We start from the raw sequence: 19,843 nt of genomic DNA, 5'->3' as shown, positions 1-19,843 counted from the left end.
CGAAAATGCGTTCAATCGGGAAGGATGGCGACGGCCCGCGTCCAGCCGGCGGAGGCGGCGCGCACCTTCACCGGGAAGCAGCTGATGGTGAAGCCGGTGGCGGGCAGCGCCTCGAGATTGTGGAGCTTCTCGATCTGGCAGTAGCCCTTCTCGCGCCCGGCCTTGTGGCCCTCCCAGATGAGCGAGGCATCGCCCGTCTCGGCGAAGCGGCGGGCGGTGAAGGAGAAGGGTGCATCCCAGCTCCAGCCGTCCGTTCCCACCACGCGCACGCCCTGGTTCACGAGGTGGAGCGTGGCATCGCGGCCGAAGCCGCAGCCTTTGTCGATATAGTCTGCCCGGCCATAGGCGGTGCCGGCGGCGGTGTTCGCCACCACGATGTCGAGGGGGCTCAGCGTGTGGCCGATGCGGGCGAGTTCCGCGTCGATCTCGGCGGGCGTCACCACATGGCCGTCGGGCAGGTGGCGGAAGTCCAGCTTCACGCCGGGGCGGAAGCACCAGTCGAGGGGAATCTCGTCGATGGTGATCGCGCGGGCACCGCCGTCCATGGTGGGGTGATAGTGCCAGGGGGCGTCCACATGGGTGCCGTTGTGGGTGGAGATATGCGCCGTCTCCACGGCCCAGCCCATGCCGTCCGGGAGCTGCTCGGGCTTCAATCCGGGGAAGGCGGCGCAGAGAGTGGCGGCGGTTTCCGTGTGGACGGAATAGTCGATGCGAACCCGCTGGAAGGGCGGGTCGGCGGGCACGTCGTTTTCCAGCGGAATGGAGATGTCGACGAATCTTGGCACGGCGTCTCGTCCTCCCGGCCCGTAGCGCGGGCATTGATATTGTGGTCTTCGTTTTGTACAGTCGTACAGGTTATTGTACGTATGTACAAGATGGTGCGCGCAGCTCCCCGCAGGCCATTGTCGCCGAGCGTGACACCGCGGCTGGTGCGGATGCAACAGCGACGCTAGAAAAGGCTCATGGAGACGACAAAGAAGACATCTTCCGCCAGGCGCTCCCCCTCGCCGTCCGGACGCGGGAAGGGCGCGCGCCGCTCGGCGGTGGCGCCCGGCGACCCGCAGCGGCCCGACCGCCGGCAGGACATTCTCGCCAGCGCGGAATTTCTCTTTGCCGAACGGGGCTATGCCGCGGTCTCGGTGCGCGACATCGCCGCCCGCGCCGGCGTGCCGGTGGCGCTGGTGGGCTATTATTTCGGCCGTAAGCAGGAATTGCTCGCCACGGTCTTCGCCCACCGCCAGGCCAATCTCGACGAGCGTATCTCCCGCATCCGCGAGATCGGGGCACGCGGCCCCGGGGAAGGGCGGGTCGCGGAGATCGTCACCGCCTGGGCGGAGCCGGTGGTGCGGCTGTACGGCTCGGCGAGCGGCGACAGCTTCTCCCTGCTGGTCGCCCGCACGGCCTGGGACCCCGGCCCGGAAGCCACCGAGACCATCGAGCGCTTCTATGATCCGCTGGTCCGCGCCTTCCTGGAGGCCATGGCCGTCGCGCTTCCCGGTTGCCCGGACGACCGGCTGCTCTGGGCCTATGAATATGCCGTGGGCGCCCTGCTGATGTACGTGGCCGACAAGCGCATTGAACGACTGTCCGGAGGCCGGGCGACGGCGGGCGATCCGGCGCTGTTCGAGGATTTCGTGCGGTTCGTCACCGCCGGCCTCAATGCCATGTGCGGCTGCACGCCACCGCGATAGAGGCGCGGCCGGGTGGCGGGAGCAGCAGCAACGTGCCTGCCCCTTCGCGCTGCGCCGGACGCATCAACGTCACCGCGCCTGCATCCTCAGGCCGGCATCCAGCCGGAGGACGGAGCCGTTGATCATGGGGTTGGCGATGATGCTGAGGACCATGCGGGCGAATTCGTCCGGCCGGCCGGGACGCTTTGGAAACGGGATGACCTCGAAGACGCGGTCCTGCACCTCCTGCGTCATCGCCTCCACCATGGGGGTGCCGAACAGGCCGGGCGCGATGGCGGCGACGCGGATGCCGTGGCGCGCCAGTTCGCGGGCGGCCGGCAGGGTCAGGGACGCCACGCCGCCCTTTGCCGCCGCATAGGCCGTCTGGCCGATCTGGCCCTCATAGGCGGCGACGGATGCCGTGTTGATGATGACGCCGCGCTGGCCCTCGTCATCCGGCGCGTTCTCCACCATGGCGGCAGCGGCGAGACGGAGCCAGTTGTAGGTGCCCGTGAGATTGACGCGGACGATGCGCTCGAACTCGCTGAGGGAGCCCGGCCCCTCCTTCTCCACGATCCGGGCCCCGGGGGCGATGCCGGCGCAGTTCACCAGCAGGTGGGGACGACCGCGTTCCGAAAGGATCCGGGCGAAGGCGGCCTCGGACGCCGCGCCGTCGGCCACATCGCAGGCGAGGGCGAGCGCCCCGGTCTCTTGCGCGAGGGCAGACATGCCTGCCGCCTGCAAGTCCACCAAGGCAAGGCGGGCGCCGAGGCCGGCGAGGCGGCGCGCGGTGGCATTGCCGAGGCCGGAGGCGGCGCCGGTGACGATGGCAACCTTGTCCTTCAGATCCATGATGACCCCATTCATGTGACGGGCGCAGGTGACACGCGCAGGCGATCGCCCCGCGGCAGCGGGACGGACGAAACGATCGGGGATGAAATTGCGCGTGCGGCTCAGGCGATGGCGTCGACGAAACGCACGAAGCGCTCCAAGGGCTCACGTACCGTGGTGAAGGTATTCTCCGGGGCCTCGGGATCGGCGAAGCCAAGCGCCATGCTGCAGACGATCATCTGCGTGTCGGGAATGGCGAGGCGCTGCGCGATGACCGCGCCATAGGCGTTGAAGGCCGCCTGCGGGCAGGTGTGGAGGCCGAAGGCCCGCGCGGCGATCATGATGTTCTGGAGGAACATGCCGTAGTCGAGCCAGGAGCCCCGCTCCATGTCCCGGTCCATGGTGAAGATCAGGCCCACCGGGGCATCGAAGAAGAGGAAGTTGCGGGCGAGCTGCTGGCGCATCCGCTCGGTGTCACCCTTGGCGATGCCGAGCGTTCCATAGAGATCCCACCCCACCTTGCGGCGGCGGGAGAGATAGGGCTCGCGCCATTGCCGCGGGTAATAGGCAAATTCCTCCGTGCCGGGATCGCCGGCGAGGGAGAGGGCGTGGAGTTCGCCCGTCAGCGCCGCGAGCGGTTCACCCCTGAGCACCAGCACCTGCCACGGTTGGATGTTGGTGCCGGAGGGCGCGCGGGCCGCAAGCTCCAGTATGGCCCCAACGGTCTCGTCGCCGACCGGCGTCGGCAGGAAGGCTCGGATGGAGCGGCGCGAGCGGATGGCCTCCTCGGCGGAGATGGCGTCGGAGGTGACAGCAGCGGGGGAGGGAGCGGGCGCACTCATTTTTCGGGCATATCCACGGGCGTGGCCATGTCGAGATTGGCAAGTTCGTAGCCGCGCTTGAAGTCCAGGATGTGCTTCTCCATCCAGTCCCGCGCGCGCTTCTCATCGTGATCGCGGACCGCCGCGAAGATCGCTTCATGGGCCACCAGCAGGCGCTCGCCGGCATTGAGGCGCGACATCACCTTCAGGAAGGGCGGATAGAACAGCTCGGAAATGGGCAACCGCGCCATCTGGATGGCCCGGTTGCGGGTGGCGCGGGCGACCAAATCGTGGAACTCGATGTCGAGGGCGGTGAGGCTGGTGGAATCCTTCAACGCCTTGCGCGTCTCCTCGAGATTGCGCTCCAGGTCCTCGAGGTCGGCCGCATCGCTGCGCTGGGCGGCGGAGGCTGCGGCGGCAGGCTCGATGGCGTACATCGCCTCCCACAATTCCTCGAACGTCACCTGGTGCAGCACCATCGCCGCCGTGAGCCGGCGGGAAATGTCGCCGGACTGGGGGATGGAGGCATAGAGCTTCTTCCGGCCCGCCTCGCGCCTGACAAAGCCGTTCTGCTCCAGCACGCGGATGGCTTCGCGGATGGTGGAGCGGTTCACGCCCAGCTTCTCGGCCAGCCCCGCCTCTGAGGGCAATAGATCCCCCGGCGCGATTTCGCCGGCCAGGATCTTGTCCTCGATGGTGCGGGCGACGAGACGGAAGGCAGGCTCCACCTGCACCGGATCAAGCGCGAGCGACATCAGGGACCATCCTCTCGGCGGCGCGGGCCTTCTCCAGGTCGCGCAGCACCTTGCGTTGCACTTTCCCGGTCATGGTCTTCGGCAGCTCGCCGAGAAACTCGATGGCGCGGGGATATTTATAGGGAGCGGTGACACGCTTCACGTGATCCTGCAAGGCGCTGGCGAGGGCGTCGTCGCCGGTGAGCCCCGCGCGCAGCACCACGAAGGCCTTCACGATCTCGCCGCGCTCGGGATGGGGCGCCGCCACCGCCGCGCATTCCTGCACCGCAGGATGGTCGAGCAGGGCGTTCTCCACCTCGGAGGGGCCGATGCGGTAGCCGGCGGAATTGATGACGTCGTCATTGCGACCACGATGGTAGAAATAGCCGTCCGCATCCACCATTCCGAGGTCGCCGGTGACGAACCACCGCCCCTCCGGCCCTTCCACATGGGCGCTGGCGGTGCGCTCGGGCTCGTCGAGATAGCCGAGCATCATCTGCGGGTTGGGGGTGAGAAGGGCGATGTCGCCCTCCACGCCGGGCGGCAGGCGGTTGCCCGCGCCGTCGATGACGGCGAGATCGAGGCCCGGCAGGGGCTTGCCCATGGAGCCCTCGCGCGGGGCGACGCAGGGATAATTGAGCAGCGTCATCAGCGTCTCGGTCTGGCCGTAGGCTTCGAGGATGGGAACGCCGGTCGCCGTCTGCCAGCGTGCCGCGACCGCGGGGTTCAGCGTCTCGCCGGAGGAGACAGTGTGGCGCAGGCGCGAGAGGTCGTGCTCGGCGACGCCGGCATCCACCACCCGGAACAGCTCGGTGCCCGGCGCGCAATAGACGGTGATGCCGTAGCGCTCCAGCAGCCGCAGGCGCTCCTTGGGGTCGAACGGGCCGTCGTAGAAGAAGCTCGCGGCCCCGCAGCTCCACGGGCCGAAGAGGATGGAGGTGCCGGCCTTGCTCCAGCCGGTGTCGGCCGTGCACCAGATGGTGTCGCCGGGACGAAGATCCAGCCAGCAGATGGCCGAACCACGCCACGCATAGAGCCCGCGGGAGGCGTGGAGCACGCCCTTCGGCTGGCCGGTGGAGCCGGAGGTGTAATAGAGCACGGCCGGGTCGTCGGCCCTGACGGTCACCGGCGCAAAGGCCTCGTCACCGGAGGCCAGCGCCTCTTCCAGCGGCTCGAAGCCGGGGGCGCCGCCAAGGGGGCCTGTCAGCGCGAGGCGCACCGGCACCTCCCCCATCACGTTGGCGAACTTCGGTGCGTGTTCGGCCCGGGCCACCACGGCCCGCACGCCGGCATGGCGCACACGATATTCGATGTCCTTGGGGGTGAGCATCTCGATGGACGGGATGGGCACGGCGCCGAGCTTCAGGCAGCCCACCATGGCCACCTGCCATTCCGGGATGCGCGGCAGCATGACCAGCACCCGGTCCCCCTTCCGGATGCCGCGCGCTGCCAGCGCCGAGGCGAAGCGGCTGGTCAGGCGGGCCATGTCCGAGAAGGAGAAGCGCCGCTCCTCGCCCGCCGCATTGGCCCAGATGAGGGCCGGCCCGTCCGCGGTGCGGGCGAAATGATCCACCACGTCGGCGCCGAAATTGAACGTCTCCGGCACCTGCCATCGGAAGGTGCGGACCATCTCGGCATAGTCGGTCATGTTGGGCGCCATTTTGGTCGGCGCCATCTGGCTGCGGGCCATGGTTTCCTCCCGGAGCATTGTGCTCTCTTGGTGCTCTCTTGCGCGTATTGCCTCAGATGGCCCGGCTGGCCTTGAGCACGGCGATCTCCTCGGGCGCATAGCCGAGGCCCGCCAGCACCTCGCCATTGTGCTCGCCGAGCAGGGGCGGCGGCGAACGCAGCGTGCAGGGCGTCCCGGAATATTTCACCGGAAAGCCGAGCTGGGGAATGGTGCCCTCCACCGGATGCTCCATGGACATCAGCATCTGCCGGTGGCGGGCATGGGGATCGGCGAACGCCTCCTCCATGGAGAAGACGGGGCCGAAGGGAATGTCGGCGGCTTCAAGCTCGGCCACCCATTCATCGCGCGTCTTGCGGGCGAACAGCTCGGCGAGGGTGGCCTTCTGCGCCACTTCCCGCTCGCCCTCCGGCCACTGCTCGTCCTTCAGCGCGGGAAGGCCCACGGCGTCGCAGAAGCGGTGCCAGAAATGCGTCTCGATAAGGCCCAGCGCGACGTGCTTCCCGTCGGCGCAGGCATAGACGTTGTAGCAGGGCGCCTGCCCGATGAAGGGCCGCTCGCCGCCCTTCGGCTCGATACCGGCGAAGAGATGATCGGCGCCGTGCAGGGACAGCCAGGACATGGCACCGTCATGCATGGAAACATCCACGAACTGCCCGCGCCCGGTGGTCGCCCGCGCCAGCAGCGCGGCGAGGATTCCCGTGGAGGCCATGAGCGAGCCGCCGCCCACATCGGCGATGGAGAGCCCCGGCACGATGGGGCCTTCGCCCGCCTTGCCGAACAGCTGCAGCGCGCCGGCTTCGGCGAGGTAATTGAGGTCGTGCCCCGGCTTGAGCCGACTCGGCCCGTCCTGCCCATAACCGGAGATGGCGCAATAGACGAGGCGCGGATTGATCTCGGCGAGGGCGTCGTAGCCGAGGCCGAGGCGGTCCATGACGCCGGGGCGGAAGCCCTCCAGCAGCACGTCCGCATCCTTCACCAGCTTGAGGAGGATGGCCCGGCCGTCTTCCGACTTGAGGTTCAGCGTCAGGCTCTTCTTGTTGCGGTTGAGCAGCAGGAAGGAGCCGGATTCCGCCCGGTTCAGCGGCGGGAAGGTGCGGTTGTAGTCGCCGCCCTCCGGCTGCTCGATCTTGAGCACGTCGGCGCCGAGGTCGGCCAGCATCAGCGAGCAGAAGGCGCCCGGCAGCAAGCGGGTGAGGTCCAGCACCTTGAGGCCGGCGAGGGCCAAGGGTGTGGAGCGCGGCGTGGATGTGGGCGTGAGGGCGTTCATCTCTGGTCTTTCGGATCAGGCGGCGGTCCAGCCGCCGTCCACCGCCAGCGAGGCGCCGGTGATGTAGGAGGCCGCGGGCGAGGCGAGGAACAGGCAGGCGCCGACCAGCTCCTGCGGATGGCCGAAGCGGCCCATGGGGGTGCGTCCCGTGACACGCTCGGCGAGCTTGGGGTTCTGGCGCATGCCCTCGGTCAGCTCGGTTTCGAAATAGCCGGGGCCGACGGCATTCACCCGCACGCCCTTCTTGGCCCATTCGAGCGCGAGCTGGCGGGTCATCAGCTCCACTCCGCCCTTGGCGGCGCAATAGGCGGTGGTGCGCGCCAGCCCCACCCGGCCGGCGACGGAGGTGATGTTGACGATGGCGCCTTCGCCTTGGGCCAGCATCACCCGGCCCGCCGCGCGGGCGGCGAGGAATACGCCGGTGAGGTTGGTGTCCACCACCTGCCGCCACTCGGCGAGGCTCGTGTCCTCGGCGGTCTTGTACCAGGGGTTGATGCCGGCATTGTTGACGAGCACGTCGATGCGGCCATGACGCTCCGCCACCGTGCGGGCCAGCGCCTCGACATCCGTCTCGCTGGCCACGTCGGCGGCGATGCCTTCGGCCGATCCGCCCTGCGCGGCGATCGCTGCGGCGGCCTCGGCCAGCGTCTCGGCGCTGCGGCCGGTGAGCACCACATGGGCGCCGGCGGCGGCAAAGCCCTCCGCTACGGCGCGGCCGAGGCCCCGCCCGCCGCCGGTGACGATGACGACCTTGCCGGCAAGGCCGGGCATGGGCGCAGGCTGGGGCAGGGGAAGGGAGAGGCCCATCACGCCGCCCTCCCTTCGGGCAGGGCCTTCACGGCAGCGCCACGGACGAGCCGGCGCGCGATGTTCCAGCGGTGGACCTCGGACGGGCCGTCATAGATGCGGAAACCGCGCACATCGCGGAAGATGCGCTCCACCTCCGTGTCGCGCGTCATGCCGAGGCCGCCCAGCACCTGGAGCGATCGGTCCACGATGCGGAAGATGGCTTCGGAGGCGAACACCTTCACCATGGAGCTTTCCACGTTCGCCTTTTCGCCCTTGTCCAGCAGCCACGCGGCGTGGCGGATGGCGAGGCGGGTGGTGTGGAGATCGATCTCGTTGTCGGCCAGCATGAAGCCGACGCCCTCATGGGACAGGAGCGTGCCGCCGAACGCCTCGCGCCGGCTCGCATATTCGGTGGCGATGTCGTGGGCGCGGCGCGCGGCGCCGAGCCAGCGCATGCAGTGGGTGAGCCGCGCCGGCACGAGTCGCGCCTGCGCGTAGCGGAAGCCCTCGCCCACGGCGCCGAGCACGTCGGACGCGGGAACGCGCAGATTCTCCAGCGCCACTTCCGCATGGCCCCCGGTGAAGGAGCTGTCCAGCGTGTCGAGCGCCCGCACGATGCGCACGCCTTCCGCCGGCAGATCGGCGAGGAACATGGTGGCGCCTACGTCCCGTCCGTCCACGAGGGTCCGTGCCATGATGATGGCGAAGGCAGCTCCTTCTGCCCCGGTGATGAGCCATTTGAGGCCGTTGATGACGAAGTGGTCGCCGTCCTTCACCGCCGTTGTCTTGAGCAAGGACGGGTCCGCTCCGGCGCCGGGATGCGGCTCGGTCATCAGGAAGCAGGAGCGCGTCTCGCCCGCCGCCATGGGGGCGAGGTAGCGGGCCTTCTGCGCTTCGCTCGCCACTTCGGCGAGGAGATGCATGTTGCCCTCGTCCGGCGCGGCGATGGCGAGCGCGATGGGGCCGAGCATGGAATAGCCCGCCGCCTCGAACACCACGGCCTTGCCGAGGTGGGAGAGGCCGAGCCCGCCCCACGCCTTCGGCACGTGCGGGCTCAGCAGCCCGGCCGCGCGGGCCTTCGCCACCAGATCACGGCGCAAATCGTCGGTGGGGCCGTGGGCGGTGCGGCGCGGGTCGGTCTCGAAGGGCAGAACCTCGTCGCGCACGAAGGCCGCGGTGCGGGCCTCCAGCGCGGCGAGATCGGGGGGGAGCGCGAAATCCATGGGCCTCGCCTTCAGAAGGTCTTGTCGTTGATGATGTCGAGGGTGAAATCGAACAGCGCTTCGGCGAGCGTGCCGAAGCCGGCATAGCGCGGGTCCGCCGTCTCGCCGGCGAGGTGCCGCGCGTGGAGCTGGTGGAACACCACGCCGAGCTTCAGCATGGTGAGCACGCGGTAGACCTTGAGCTGGGACAGGTCCCGGCCGGTGGCGCGGGCATAGGCGCCCGCCGCTTCGGCTCGCGTCAGGAAGCCGGGGCGGGCCGTGGGCATCTGCGCCAGCTCGTGCATGCACGGCGGGTCGCCGGCCTCGGTCCAGTAGCTGAGCAGCGTCGCGAGGTCGAACAGCGGGTCGCCACGGGTGCCCATGTCCCAGTCCACCACGGCGACGGGGGCGCGGGTGGCGGGATCCAGCAGCACGTTGTCGAGCTTGAAATCGTTATGGAGAAGGGTCGGCTCCGATGCGTCCTGCACCTCTGCTGCGGCGAGCCAGCCGGCGACGGCGCGGGCGGCCGGGGAGAGCGCGCCCTGCGCCACCCGCTCGGCGCGGCCGATCCAGCCCGCGGCGGTGCGGGCGAAGAAGCCGGCGGGGCGGCCGAGATCGGACAGGCCGATCCGGGTCGGGTCCACCGCGTGGATGGCAGCCAACGTCTCTACCAGCTTGTGCGAGAGGTCCGCGCCGGTGGCGGCGGTTGCCGGGAAGGGCGTCAGGCTGTCGCCGCGCAGGGCGATGCCGGCGCGAAACTCCATCAGCTGGAACGGCGCGCCGGCGACGCTGGCGTCGGCACACAGATGCAGGCTGCGGGGGGCGAGCGGCAGCTCCCGCCCGAGATTTGAAAGGATGCGGTGCTCGCGCGCCATGTCGTGCGCGCCCGGGGGCAGGGGGCCGTCGGGCGGCCGCCGCAGCACCGCCCAGCCGTCCGACACGCGCAGGAGAAAGTTCAGGTTGGCGAGGCCGCCCGTGAACTGACGGGGCACGAAGGCGGGATCGAGGCTGATGCCGTGGCCAGCCAGATGACGACCGATCGCCGGCCAGTCGAGCGCCCGGCTCTCGGCCACGCTGCGCAGGGCGACACCGGCCGGCGGCGCCGGGCCCAGCACGGACGCGCCGACTTCCCCCTCTGCGGTGCCTCCGCCTTCCAGCACGTGAACAGCCTCGACCATGGACGCGTTGCCCCGTTTTTGTCGGACTAAAATTGTCCGACTGAAATCATGGGGTCAAGCGGAAATTTTCCGTCAGGCACCCATCGTGAGCGGCGGATGTGACGGAATTTCGTATGATATTCAGTGAATTGCCTGGAGAATTCGTCGTCTCCATCCGGAGATTGACGGCACGGCGATTTTGGATTTATGGTCCGATCATCAGATAAAGATGCCGGACCAGAATTCCGGCCTGGAGGATGACGCCATGCCTCAATGCTTCAGCCCGCGGCGCCGGAAGTCCGTCGCGCCCGCCTGTCTCCTTGCCTTCGTCGCGACGCTCGGTTGCGCTGCGCCGGCCGCCGCCCAGACGGCGGCACCCGCCGCTACGGGCGGTGCCGCGATGGAGCAGTTCGTGCCCATCGCCATCTATCGCACCGGCCCCTACGCACCGGGCGGCTCGGGCATCTACGGTGCCTATGCGGACTATCTCGCGCTGGTGAACGCCCGCGACGGCGGCGTGAACGGCGTGAAGCTCGTCTATGAGGAGTGCGAGACCGGCTACCAGCCCGACCGCATGATCGAATGCTACGAGCGCCAGAAGGCGAAGGGGCCGACCGGCGCCGCAGCCTTCACGCCCTCCGGCACGGGCGGCGTCTATGCCCTCATCGACCGCATGACGGCAGACAAGATCCCCTCCGTCACCATCGGCTACGGGCGGACCGATTCCTCCGATGGCCGGGTCTTCCCCTATTTCTTCCCGCTCATCTCCAATTACTGGAGCGAGAACACCGCCACCATCCGCTACATCGCAGAGCGCGAGGGCGGGCTGGAGAAGCTGAAGGGCAAGAAGATCGCCAATGTGGTGATGGACTTCGCCGCCGGCCGTGAGACCCAGGCCATCCTCGACGCCCAGGCCAAGCGCTACGGCTTCGAGGTGACGACCTTCCCCATCACGCCGCCCGGCCTCGACCAGCGCGCCGTGTGGCTTCAGGTGCGCCAGTATCGGCCGGACTGGGTGCTGTTCCGCGGCTGGGGCGCTGCCACCCCCACCGGCATCAAGGAAGCCGCCCGCGCCGGCATCGCCCGCGACCGCATCATCGGCTGGTGGTGGTCCGGCTCGGAGGAAGATGTAACGCCGGCGGGCGATGCGGCCAAGGGCTTCATCACCGCCCAGTTCCACGCCACGGGGCCCAACTATCCGGTGTTCGAGGACATCAAGAAGTACGTCTACGCCAAGGGCCAGGGTAATGTGGAGGAGAACCGCATCGGCTCGGTCTACTATGTCCGCGGCGTGCTCCACGGCGTGGCGGTGACGGAAGCCATGCGCACCGCCATGAAGAAGTTCGGCAATCGTCCCCTCACCGGTGACGAGGTGCGCTGGGGGCTCGAGCATCTGGTGATGACCAGCGAGCGCATCAAGCAGCTCGGCCTCGAGGGCCTGATGCCGGAAATCAAGGTCACCTGCGCCGACCACGAGGGCGATGGTGCCATCCGCTTCCAGCAATGGGACGGCGCCAAGTGGGTGATGATCTCCGACTGGATCAAGTCCGACCAGTCCATGGTCCGGCCGCTCATCGAGGCGTCCGCCGCCCAGTTCGCCAAGGAAAAGGGCATCACGCCCCGCGACTGTGCCGGCGAGACGAACTGACCTCGCAGGCCCCGTTCAGCCCTGATCCGTGACCTGCTGCGCGCCGGGGCGTTCTGCCCCCGGTGCCGGAGCCACCCCTTGGGAGAAGCACGCCATGAGCGCGCAAGGCCCCTTGCTGTCCGTCGCCGGCATCGAGGTGATGTATTCCCGTCTGGCCCTCGTGCTGCGCGGCCTCACGCTCAGCGTGCCCCGGGGCGGCATCGTCGCCCTGCTGGGCGCCAACGGGGCGGGCAAGACCACCACCATGAAGGCCATCGCCAATCTGCTGCGATCCGAGCGCGGCGAGGTGACGAAGGGCGCCATCCACTATGACGGCGCGCGCATCGACGGGCTCGACCCGTCCGACCTCGCCCGCCGTGGCCTCTCTCTGGTGATGGAGGGCCGCCATGCCTTCCCCACCCTGTCGGTCGAGGACAATCTGAAGGTCGGCGCCTATTCCCGCAGCGACGGCGCGGTCGCCGAGAGTCTCGAACGCGTCTACAGCACCTTTCCCCGCCTGAAGGAGCGGCGGCATCAGCCGGCCGGCCTCCTCTCCGGCGGCGAGCAGCAGATGTGCGTCATCGGCCGCGCCCTCATGGCCCGGCCGCGCATGATCCTGCTCGACGAGCCCTCCATGGGCCTCGCACCGCTTCTGGTGGAGGAGATCTTCTCCATCATGCAGCGGCTGAATGCCGAAGCCGGGGTGACCTTCCTCCTCGCCGAGCAGAACGCCGCCGTGGCGCTGCGCTACGCCACATACGGCTATCTCGTGGAGGGAGGCCGGGTGGTGCGCGAGGGGCCGGCGCGCGCCCTCGCCGCCGATCCCGAAATCCGCGCCTCCTATCTCGGGCTCGATGCCTCCGCCGAGGCGGACGGGGCGAGCCTTGCCGCCCGCCGTCGCCCGCGCTGGCTCTCCTGACCTCCATGGACGAAGGGATTCCTCCTGCCATGAACCGCGCCTTCGACCATGCCTCCGGCGCCGCGGAACGGGCCGATCCTTGCCCCGCAAACACGCTGCCCGGTGCCCTGATCGCCGCCGCCCGGCGCCATGCCGCGCGCCCGGCCTTGCGCCACAAGGTCGGCGGCATCTGGCGCACCTGGACGTTCGCCGATTATCTCGCCCGCACCGCCGCCATGACCCGGCTTCTTGATGGCGCAGGCTTCACCGGCGAAGGCCTGCTCGTGACTGTCGGCGAGAACCGGCCGGAGCTCTACGCCGCAGCCCTCGCCGCGCAAGGCCTCGGCGCTGCGGTGATGCCGGTGGGCCCGGAATTCCTGCGCCGCTTCGGTGCGCTGGCGGCCGATCCCGCCCTCGTCCTCTGCGAGAATGAGGAGGCCGCCCGCGCGTGGCGGGCTGCCAGTCGCTCGCCCGCCATCGTGCTGCGTCTCGACGAATGCGCGCCATCGCCGGAGGCCGCCCAGGACGAGGCCGTGGCCTGGTACGCCTGGCGGGCCGCCACGGCTGAGGGAAGCCGAACCGCCCTCATTCTCCACACCGCCGGTGTGGACGGGCCGCCCCGCCCGGTGGCGCTTACTCACCGGCGCCTCTTCGACGCCGGCACGGCGGTCATCTCCCGGCTGCAGCTGTCTCCCTCCGACCGGCTCATGGCATTTCTGCCCGTCTCGGGCATTGCCGACGCCGCCGGCAGCCTGGTGCAACCGCTTCTCTCGGGCTGTTCTGTCCATTGCGTGGAGGGGCCGGCGAGTTTCCCCAACGATCTGAAGGAGGTGGCGCCCACCGTGCTGGCCGCGCCGGCGCGCGTGTTCGAGCTTCTGGTGAGGGACGCCGGCGTTCGCTTGTCCGCCGGCGGGCCACTGGTGCGTGCCCTCGCGCGGGCGAGCGAGAAGAGGCTGCCGGGCACGGGTCTCGCCTTCGGGGCGCCGCTGCGCAACACCCTTGGCCTCGGCGCCTGCCGTCTGGCCTTTGTCACCTCCGGCATCCTGGATCCGACCACCGCCCGCCGCCTCGCGTCCTACGGGGTGCCGCTCGACGCGGATCTTGCCCTCGCCGATGACGGCAGCCTCCGTTCCCACGCCGTCGCCGCGGCCGACGACCCCCATCTGCTCCGGTCCGTCGAAGCCGCGCTCCGGAGCGAGGCCGTCATTGATCGCGCCCGCGTCACGCGCGTCCCCGGCGGCCTCAGTGCCCGGATCGCGCTCGCGCCGTCCGCCGCGGACGCGGAGGACACCGCGACGGCCCAGAGCCATGCATCGGCGGCGGTGGAGCGGGTGAATGCACGGCTGGCCGGGGAATTCCCCGGAACGTCTCTAGCCATTCGGACCTTCGACCTCGCCGCCGACGGCTTCGGTCCGCAGGAGCTGACGCTGGACGGCGAGGTGCGCGACGCTCCGTTCGCCCCGGCCGGCCGCGAGACGCAGGCACGGCCGACCGAGCGCTCAGCCCGCTCGCGCGGATCCGTGCTCATGCAGGTCAGCGGCGTCGCCGTCGCCTTCGGCGGGGTGAAGGCGCTCACCGACGTGTCCCTCGCCATCCATGAGGGGGAGATCCTCTCCATCATCGGGCCGAACGGGGCGGGGAAGACCTCGCTGCTGAACGTCATCAACGGCGTCTACCACCCGCGCTCGGGAACCATCACCTTCGCTGGCAAGGCGCGGGCCCGCATGCGCCCGGCCTTTGCCGCACGCTCGGGCATCGGCCGCACCTTCCAGCACGTCTCCCTGTTCAAGGGCATGAACGTGATCGACAACGTTCTGGTGGGCCGCGCCGCGCGCTTCGAGGGCTCGCTACTTGGCAAGCTACTGCGCCTGCCTTCCACGTCGGCGGAAGAGCGGCGCGAGCGGGAGGCGGCGGAGCGCATTCTCGCCTTCCTGGAGCTGGAGCATCTGCGCAAGGCGCCGGTGGCCAGCCTGCCCTACGGCATCCAGAAGCGGGTGGAACTGGCCCGCGCGCTCGCCACCGAGCCGAGGCTGCTGCTGCTGGACGAGCCCATGGCCGGCATGACCCACGAGGAGAAGCGCGACATGTGCGGCTTCATCCGTCGGGTCAATGAGAGCTTCGGCACCACCATCCTCATCATCGAGCATGACATCGGCGTGGTGATGGGTCTGTCCGATCGCGTCGCGGTCCTCAATTACGGCCGCAAGATCGCCGATGGCACGCCCGATGTGGTTCGTGCCGATCCCCAAGTCATCGCCGCCTATCTCGGCTCCGCCGCCCTCGGCGAAGCCGCCTGAGGGAGAACACCATGGGCGACTTTTCCTTCTTTCTCGAAGTGGTGGTGGGCGGCCTCCTGTCCGGCGTGATGTACACGCTGGTGGCCTTGGGCTTCGTGCTCATCTTCAAGGCCTCGGGCGTGTTCAACTTCGCCCAGGGCGCCATGGTGCTGTTCGCCGCGCTCACCTTCGTCGGCTTCCTGGAATTCGGCCTGCCCATGTGGGCCGCCTTCCTCCTCGCGCTCGCCGCCATGCTGGTGCTGGCGGTGGCCATCGAGCGCACGGTGCTGCGCCCCCTCGTCGGGCAGGACCACATGATCCTGTTCATGGCCACCATCGGCCTCTCCATCTTCCTCGAAGGCTTCGCCCAGCTCATCTGGGGCACCAAGGTGCGCGGGCTCGACCTCGGCATCTCCGACGAGCCGATCGAGATCGGCGGCATCCTCATCTCGCAGTTCGACCTTTCCGCGGCGGCCATGGCCGCGGTGCTGGTGGCGGTGCTTTCCGCATTCTTCTCCTACACCAAGGTGGGGCGCGCGCTGCGGGCAGTGGCCGACGACACCCAGGCGGCGCAGGTGGCGGGCGTGCCGCTCGGCTTCATCTGGGCCGTGGTGTGGGGCGCCGCGGGCTTCATTGCGCTTGTCGCGGGTCTGGTCTGGGGCGCGCGGCTCGGCGTGCAGTTCGCGCTGACGCTGGTGGCGCTCAAGGCGCTGCCGGTGATGATCCTCGGCGGGTTCAACTCCATCGCCGGCGCCATCGTGGCAGGGCTCGTGATCGGGGTCAGCGAGAAGCTCGCCGAGATCTATCTCGGGCCTTTCGTCGGAGGCGGCATCGAGAACTGGTTTCCGTACGCACTCGCCATCGCCGTCCTGCTCATCCGCCCCGCCGGCCTGTTCGGCGCGGCGCGCATCGCGAGGGTCTGACCCATGTTCCACCGTGACGCCGGCGCGCTGAAGACGTCCTATGGCGAGGAGCAGGCCATCTTCCCCGTGGCCCTCGACCGCTGGGCGGTGGTGGCCCTCGTGGCCGTGGGCGCGCTCGTGGTGCCGTTCGTGGCCGGGCCGTACTGGCTCGGCTCCATCCTCCTGCCATGCCTCATCCTGTCGCTCGCGGCGATCGGGCTCAACATTCTCACCGGCTATGCGGGCCAGCTCTCGCTTGGCTCGGGCGCGTTCATGGCGGTGGGGGCCTATGCGGCGGTGAACCTCGTCATCCGCCTGCCTTGGCTGCCGTTCCCGGTCTCCTTCGTGCTGGCGGGGATGGTGGCGGGCGCCGTGGGGCTCGCCTTCGGTCTCTTGAGCCTGCGCATCCGCGGCTTCTACGTGGCGGTGGCGACGCTCGCCGCCCAGTTCTTCATCGAATGGATCTGCACCCACATTCCGTGGCTGGTGCTGAACACCCCCTCCGGCGTCGTCTCCACCCCGACGCTCTTTTTATTCGGTTTCGGCTTCTCGTCCGTGCCGTCCCGCTACCTCGTCGCCTTCGTGACGGTCGTCGCCCTGGCCTTCGTGGCGAAGAACCTCATTCGCTCCTCCGCCGGCCGCGCTCTGATGGCGGTGCGGGACCACGAGACGGCCGCGGAACTGACGGGGGTCGACACCACCCGGGCCAAGCTCACCGCCTTCGCGGTCTCCGGCTTCTATTGCGGGGTGGCCGGTGCGCTGTGGGCGTTCCTCTATCTCGGGAACGTGGAGATCGAGGCCTTCTCGTTGCATCGATCGTTCCAGATCCTATTCATGGTCATCATCGGCGGCCTCGGCTCCATCCTCGGCTCCTTCCTCGGGGCTGCCTTCATCGTGCTCTTGCCGGTGGCCATCGCCAACGCCGCGACCCTGTTCGGCGAGGCCCTGAAGCCCGACGTCCTGGCCAATCTGGAGCTGATGATCTTCGGCGCGCTCATCGTCGCCTTCCTCATCATCGAGCCGAGCGGCCTCGCCCGTCTCGCCGTGAAGGCGAAGGATCGCCTGCGCCGCTGGCCGCTGCCCTACTGAAATCCGCCCCGCGGATGAACGACGCGCACCAACGCGCGCAAAGACTGGAGGAATACGCCCATGACCAAGACTGTCGGCCGCCTTCTCGGGGCGGCGATGATGACGCTCGCCCCCCTCGCCGCGCTTCCCGCCGTCGCCACGGCGGACGAGATGAGGCTCGTGTTCGACATCCCGACCAATCATCCGCGCGTGCCCTACTTCACGGCCATGGCGGAGGAGGTGGCCAAGACGACCTCGGGCCGGCTGACGATCGCCGCCAATCCAGGCGGCACCATCTATCCAGGGTTCGCCTCCATCGAGGCGTTGAAGGCCGGGAAGGCGGAACTCACCTTCGTCAATGCGGCCAATCTGGAGCGCCTCGATCCGTGCTTCGGCTTCATCAATCTGCCCTTCGCGCTCGACGACGCCGCCATGGCCCAGCCGGCCGCGCGTCGTGGCGTGGTGGACCTCCTCGATACGCTCGCGCAGAAGCAGGACCTGCGGGTGATCGGCCTGATGCGCGGCGCCGACCAGCTCTTCGTCTTCCGCGACAAGCGCGTCGCGACCCCGGCGGACCTCAAGGGGCTGAAGATCCGCGTGGCCGGGTCCGGCACCTACGAGGACATCATGCGCCGCCTCTCGGCGGACCCGGTGGTGCTGCCCATCCCCGAGATGAAGCCCGCCTTCGAGCGCGGCGCCCTCGACGGGGTTTTCACCTCTCCCGGTGCCTGGACCTCGCAGCTCGGCATGGCCGCCCCCAAGGCCACCCACGCGCCGGGGCTGATGATGATCACCTATGTGCTGGTGGCGCGGAAGGACGCGATCGATCGCCTCTCCACCGCCGATCGCGATGCGCTGCTCGCGGCCGCCCGCACCAACATCACCGAAGGCTGGGGGCGCATGGAGGCGGACGACGCGGCGATCCTCAAGGACATGGCCGCCAAAGGCGCCGCCATCGTCACCGTGACCGATCTCAAGCCCTGGCGCGAAGCCGTCTCGCCAGTAGCCGCCAGCTTCTCCGAGCGCTTCCCCGACACCTGGCGGGACTTCCGCGCGCAGATCGGGGCGGAGCGCAAGTGATGGAAAAACCGATGGGATACGACTTCATTCAGACCCGTGTCGCCGGCCGGGTGGGCTGGATCACGCTGGACCGGCCGGAGGCGCTCAATGCCCTGAATGCGGCGATGGTGGGCGAGATCGTGCGCGCCCTCGCCGGGTTCGGCGCCGATCCCGACATCGGCTGCGTGGTCCTCACCGGGTCGGACCGCGCGTTCGCCGCCGGAGCGGATATCAAGGAGGCGGCGGGGCGCAGCTACCCGGAGACGTTTCTCGAGGACTTCCTCGCCTCCTGGGATGCCATCGCGCACCTGCGCAAGCCTCTCGTCGCCGCGGTGGCGGGCTATGCCCTCGGCGGGGGCTGCGAGATCATGATGATGTGCGATGTCATCATCGCCGCTGAAACGGCGCGGTTCGCCCTGCCGGAGGTGAAGATCGGCGTGATGCCCGGCGCGGGCGGCACCCAGCGCCTCGCGCGGGCCATCGGCAAGGCAAAGACCATGGATCTCTGCCTGACCGGCCGGATGATGGATGCCGCGGAGGCGGAACGTCTGGGCCTTGTTTCACGGGTCGTCCCGGCATCGGAACTGCTCGCTGAGACACAGGCCGTAGCGGAGGGGATCGCCACCAAGTCCCGCATCAGCACGATGGCGATCAAGGAGGCCGTCAACCGTGCCTTCGAGATTTCGCTGTCCGAGGGGCTCCTGTTCGAGCGTCGGACCTTTCACGCCCTCTTCGCGACGCAGGACCAGAAGGAGGGCATGGCCGCCTTCGTGGAGAAGCGCGCGCCGCAGTTTCGCGACATGTGAACCGGCAGGACCGGCTTGAGGATGGACATCGGGTGATGATCCTCCCGCCCCGATCCCGTGGGGCGGGAGGAGATGATCGTGCCCGGCGACGACCCCGCGTCTCCCTCACATGCGAGGCGTGGGCAAATCGAGTTCCTGCGTGATCCAGGTGGCGAACATGCGCACCGCCCGCCGCGCCTTTGCAGCACGGGGGAAGACGAGGTAGTGCCCTACATAGGTCACGTCGTTGGCCCTGCCGGCCAGCGGCGCCACCAATTGGCCGCGGGCGATCTCGCGTTCGGCGAGGCGGGTGGATTCCAGCGCGATCCCGAGCCCGTCCACCGCCGCGGCGATGGCCATGAAGGAGCGGTCGAAGCGCGAGCCGCGCGGGCCGGGCGGGGCGACGCCGTTGGATTCGAACCAGTGGTTCCAGCGCACCCGCTTGTTGTCGCTCTCGATCAGATCGTGGTCGAGCAGGTCGAGGGGGCCTGAAATGCGCGCGGCCATTTCCGGCGCGCACAGGGGCGTCACCGTCTCCTCGCCGAGGGGAACGACGATCAGCCCCTCCTGCCGCGGCGGGCCGTAGCAGATGTCGGCGTCGAACTCGTCGTGCTCGAAGCGCGGGTAGTCGACGCCGGCCGCGAGCCGCACCTCCAGCCCCGGCTGCTTGGCGAGCAGCGTGCGCAGCCGTGGCAGCAGCCATTGGGCGGCCAGTGAAGGCGCGCAGTGGAGCCGCAGGAGGTTCACCGAGCGGGCGCCCACCATCTCGATGCCCTGCCGCATCTCATCGAACCCCGCCGCCACATGGCGCATCAGCGCCTCGCCCGCCGGGTTGAGCCGCACCGCGCGGCCCTCCCGCTCGAACAGCGCCGCGCCCATCAGGTCCTCCAGCTTGCGCACGGCGTGGCTGATGGCGCTCGGCGAGATGCCCAGCTCCTCGCCGGCGACGCGGAAGGAGCCACGGCGCGCGGCGGACTCGAAGGCCTGGAGGGCGGAGAGGGGAAGGCGCTTCATGTGAGCTCTCATGAAGGGGGCCGCAAGGGAACGGCGGGCAATTCAGGGCTTTA

The 19,843-nt window shown here is 69.2% G+C and carries 18 protein-coding genes; 8 read left to right on the top strand and 10 right to left on the bottom strand.

What is annotated here, in order from left to right:
- Nucleotides 1-11: 11 nt before the first annotated feature.
- A complete protein-coding gene (locus FHT36_RS13800) occupies nt 12-785 on the bottom strand; it encodes a cyclase family protein (RefSeq protein WP_169123066.1) in 774 nt (257 codons plus the stop codon).
- 177 nt (nt 786-962) lie between these two features.
- Between FHT36_RS13800 and FHT36_RS13795 the strand changes: the two genes are divergently transcribed.
- Nucleotides 963-1,691 carry a TetR/AcrR family transcriptional regulator gene (locus FHT36_RS13795; protein ID WP_169123065.1) on the top strand — a complete coding sequence of 243 codons (729 nt, stop codon included), beginning with the start codon at nt 963-965 and terminating at the stop codon, nt 1,689-1,691.
- Nucleotides 1,692-1,760: 69 nt separating this feature from the next.
- Here FHT36_RS13795 and FHT36_RS13790 read toward each other — a convergent pair whose 3' ends face one another.
- The 8 genes from FHT36_RS13790 to FHT36_RS13755 form a co-directional block, all read right to left on the bottom strand.
- A complete protein-coding gene (locus tag FHT36_RS13790) occupies nt 1,761-2,522 on the bottom strand; it encodes an SDR family NAD(P)-dependent oxidoreductase (RefSeq protein ID WP_169123064.1) in 762 nt (253 codons plus the stop codon).
- A gap of 101 nt (nt 2,523-2,623) precedes the next feature.
- Nucleotides 2,624-3,343, bottom strand: coding sequence for a nitroreductase (locus FHT36_RS13785; RefSeq protein WP_169123063.1), 720 nt, complete (start codon nt 3,341-3,343; stop codon nt 2,624-2,626).
- Nucleotides 3,340-4,077, bottom strand: a complete 738-nt coding sequence (locus tag FHT36_RS13780; protein WP_169123062.1) for a FadR/GntR family transcriptional regulator — start codon at nt 4,075-4,077, stop codon at nt 3,340-3,342. The genes FHT36_RS13785 and FHT36_RS13780 overlap by 4 nt, the downstream gene beginning before the upstream one ends.
- Complete coding sequence (locus FHT36_RS13775; protein WP_246702210.1) at nt 4,061-5,746, bottom strand: acyl-CoA synthetase; 1,686 nt, start codon at nt 5,744-5,746, stop codon at nt 4,061-4,063. Before FHT36_RS13775 ends, FHT36_RS13780 begins: the two co-directional genes overlap by 17 nt.
- 52 nt (nt 5,747-5,798) lie before the next feature.
- A complete protein-coding gene (locus FHT36_RS13770) occupies nt 5,799-7,013 on the bottom strand; it encodes a CaiB/BaiF CoA-transferase family protein (RefSeq protein ID WP_169123061.1) in 1,215 nt (404 codons plus the stop codon).
- 15 nt (nt 7,014-7,028) lie between these two features.
- Nucleotides 7,029-7,820, bottom strand: a complete 792-nt coding sequence (locus FHT36_RS13765) for an SDR family NAD(P)-dependent oxidoreductase (protein ID WP_169123060.1) — start codon at nt 7,818-7,820, stop codon at nt 7,029-7,031.
- Entirely contained in the window at nt 7,820-9,025 is a 1,206-nt protein-coding gene (locus tag FHT36_RS13760) for an acyl-CoA dehydrogenase family protein (protein ID WP_169123059.1), read from the bottom strand. Before FHT36_RS13760 ends, FHT36_RS13765 begins: the two co-directional genes overlap by 1 nt.
- 11 nt (nt 9,026-9,036) lie before the next feature.
- On the bottom strand, nt 9,037-10,182 hold the full coding sequence (locus tag FHT36_RS13755; RefSeq protein WP_169123058.1) for a phosphotransferase family protein: 1,146 nt from the start codon (nt 10,180-10,182) through the stop codon (nt 9,037-9,039).
- A 244-nt stretch (nt 10,183-10,426) separates the two neighbouring features.
- Between FHT36_RS13755 and FHT36_RS13750 the strand changes: the two genes are divergently transcribed.
- The 7 genes from FHT36_RS13750 (at nt 10,427) to FHT36_RS13720 (ending at nt 18,797) form a co-directional block, all read left to right on the top strand.
- A complete protein-coding gene (locus tag FHT36_RS13750; RefSeq protein WP_169123057.1) occupies nt 10,427-11,809 on the top strand; it encodes an ABC transporter substrate-binding protein in 1,383 nt (460 codons plus the stop codon).
- Between the two features lie 94 nt (nt 11,810-11,903).
- Nucleotides 11,904-12,707: an ABC transporter ATP-binding protein gene (locus tag FHT36_RS13745; protein WP_169123056.1), complete on the top strand. Its 804-nt coding sequence runs from the start codon at nt 11,904-11,906 to the stop codon at nt 12,705-12,707.
- Between the two features lie 29 nt (nt 12,708-12,736).
- Nucleotides 12,737-14,983 (top strand): ATP-binding cassette domain-containing protein, encoded by a 2,247-nt coding sequence (locus FHT36_RS24885; RefSeq protein WP_169123055.1) that lies wholly within the window; start codon nt 12,737-12,739, stop codon nt 14,981-14,983.
- Nucleotides 14,984-14,994: 11 nt separating this feature from the next.
- A complete protein-coding gene (locus FHT36_RS13735) occupies nt 14,995-15,885 on the top strand; it encodes a branched-chain amino acid ABC transporter permease (RefSeq protein WP_169123054.1) in 891 nt (296 codons plus the stop codon).
- Between the two features lie 3 nt (nt 15,886-15,888).
- Nucleotides 15,889-16,953, top strand: a complete 1,065-nt coding sequence (locus FHT36_RS13730; RefSeq protein ID WP_169123053.1) for a branched-chain amino acid ABC transporter permease — start codon at nt 15,889-15,891, stop codon at nt 16,951-16,953.
- A gap of 60 nt (nt 16,954-17,013) precedes the next feature.
- Entirely contained in the window at nt 17,014-18,012 is a 999-nt protein-coding gene (locus FHT36_RS13725; protein WP_169123052.1) for a TRAP transporter substrate-binding protein, read from the top strand.
- Nucleotides 18,013-18,023: 11 nt separating this feature from the next.
- On the top strand, nt 18,024-18,797 hold the full coding sequence (locus tag FHT36_RS13720; protein WP_169123219.1) for an enoyl-CoA hydratase: 774 nt from the start codon (nt 18,024-18,026) through the stop codon (nt 18,795-18,797).
- 105 nt (nt 18,798-18,902) lie between these two features.
- Here the strand turns inward: FHT36_RS13720 and FHT36_RS13715 are convergent, their stop codons facing one another.
- Nucleotides 18,903-19,790, bottom strand: a complete 888-nt coding sequence (locus tag FHT36_RS13715) for a LysR substrate-binding domain-containing protein (RefSeq protein WP_246702209.1) — start codon at nt 19,788-19,790, stop codon at nt 18,903-18,905.
- Nucleotides 19,791-19,843: the final 53 nt, after the last annotated feature.

It is taken from the genome of Xanthobacter sp. SG618 (assembly GCF_012932745.1).
GTDB classification, from domain to species: domain Bacteria; phylum Pseudomonadota; class Alphaproteobacteria; order Rhizobiales; family Xanthobacteraceae; genus Xanthobacter; species Xanthobacter flavus.
Note: the sequence above shows the minus strand (reverse complement) of the source record. Positions and strands in the feature narration are given on the sequence as shown.

Bases quoted from the DNA above. Each gene is read 5' to 3' on its own strand.
- FHT36_RS13795 (WP_169123065.1), top strand. From the start codon at position 963: ATGGAGACGACAAAGAAGACATCTTCCGCCAGGCGCTCCCCCTCGCCG.
- FHT36_RS13725 (WP_169123052.1), top strand. From the start codon at position 17,014: ATGACCAAGACTGTCGGCCGCCTTCTCGGGGCGGCGATGATGACGCTC.
- FHT36_RS13770 (WP_169123061.1), bottom strand. From the start codon at position 7,013: ATGAACGCCCTCACGCCCACATCCACGCCGCGCTCCACACCCTTGGCC.
- FHT36_RS13775 (WP_246702210.1), bottom strand. From the start codon at position 5,746: ATGGCCCGCAGCCAGATGGCGCCGACCAAAATGGCGCCCAACATGACC.
- FHT36_RS13745 (WP_169123056.1), top strand. From the start codon at position 11,904: ATGAGCGCGCAAGGCCCCTTGCTGTCCGTCGCCGGCATCGAGGTGATG.
- FHT36_RS13780 (WP_169123062.1), bottom strand. From the start codon at position 4,077: ATGTCGCTCGCGCTTGATCCGGTGCAGGTGGAGCCTGCCTTCCGTCTC.
- FHT36_RS13765 (WP_169123060.1), bottom strand. From the start codon at position 7,820: ATGGGCCTCTCCCTTCCCCTGCCCCAGCCTGCGCCCATGCCCGGCCTT.
- FHT36_RS13715 (WP_246702209.1), bottom strand. From the start codon at position 19,790: ATGAAGCGCCTTCCCCTCTCCGCCCTCCAGGCCTTCGAGTCCGCCGCG.
- FHT36_RS13790 (WP_169123064.1), bottom strand. From the start codon at position 2,522: ATGGATCTGAAGGACAAGGTTGCCATCGTCACCGGCGCCGCCTCCGGC.
- FHT36_RS13750 (WP_169123057.1), top strand. From the start codon at position 10,427: ATGCCTCAATGCTTCAGCCCGCGGCGCCGGAAGTCCGTCGCGCCCGCC.
- FHT36_RS13760 (WP_169123059.1), bottom strand. From the start codon at position 9,025: ATGGATTTCGCGCTCCCCCCCGATCTCGCCGCGCTGGAGGCCCGCACC.
- FHT36_RS24885 (WP_169123055.1), top strand. From the start codon at position 12,737: ATGAACCGCGCCTTCGACCATGCCTCCGGCGCCGCGGAACGGGCCGAT.
- FHT36_RS13730 (WP_169123053.1), top strand. From the start codon at position 15,889: ATGTTCCACCGTGACGCCGGCGCGCTGAAGACGTCCTATGGCGAGGAG.
- FHT36_RS13720 (WP_169123219.1), top strand. From the start codon at position 18,024: ATGGGATACGACTTCATTCAGACCCGTGTCGCCGGCCGGGTGGGCTGG.
- FHT36_RS13755 (WP_169123058.1), bottom strand. From the start codon at position 10,182: ATGGTCGAGGCTGTTCACGTGCTGGAAGGCGGAGGCACCGCAGAGGGG.
- FHT36_RS13785 (WP_169123063.1), bottom strand. From the start codon at position 3,343: ATGAGTGCGCCCGCTCCCTCCCCCGCTGCTGTCACCTCCGACGCCATC.
- FHT36_RS13735 (WP_169123054.1), top strand. From the start codon at position 14,995: ATGGGCGACTTTTCCTTCTTTCTCGAAGTGGTGGTGGGCGGCCTCCTG.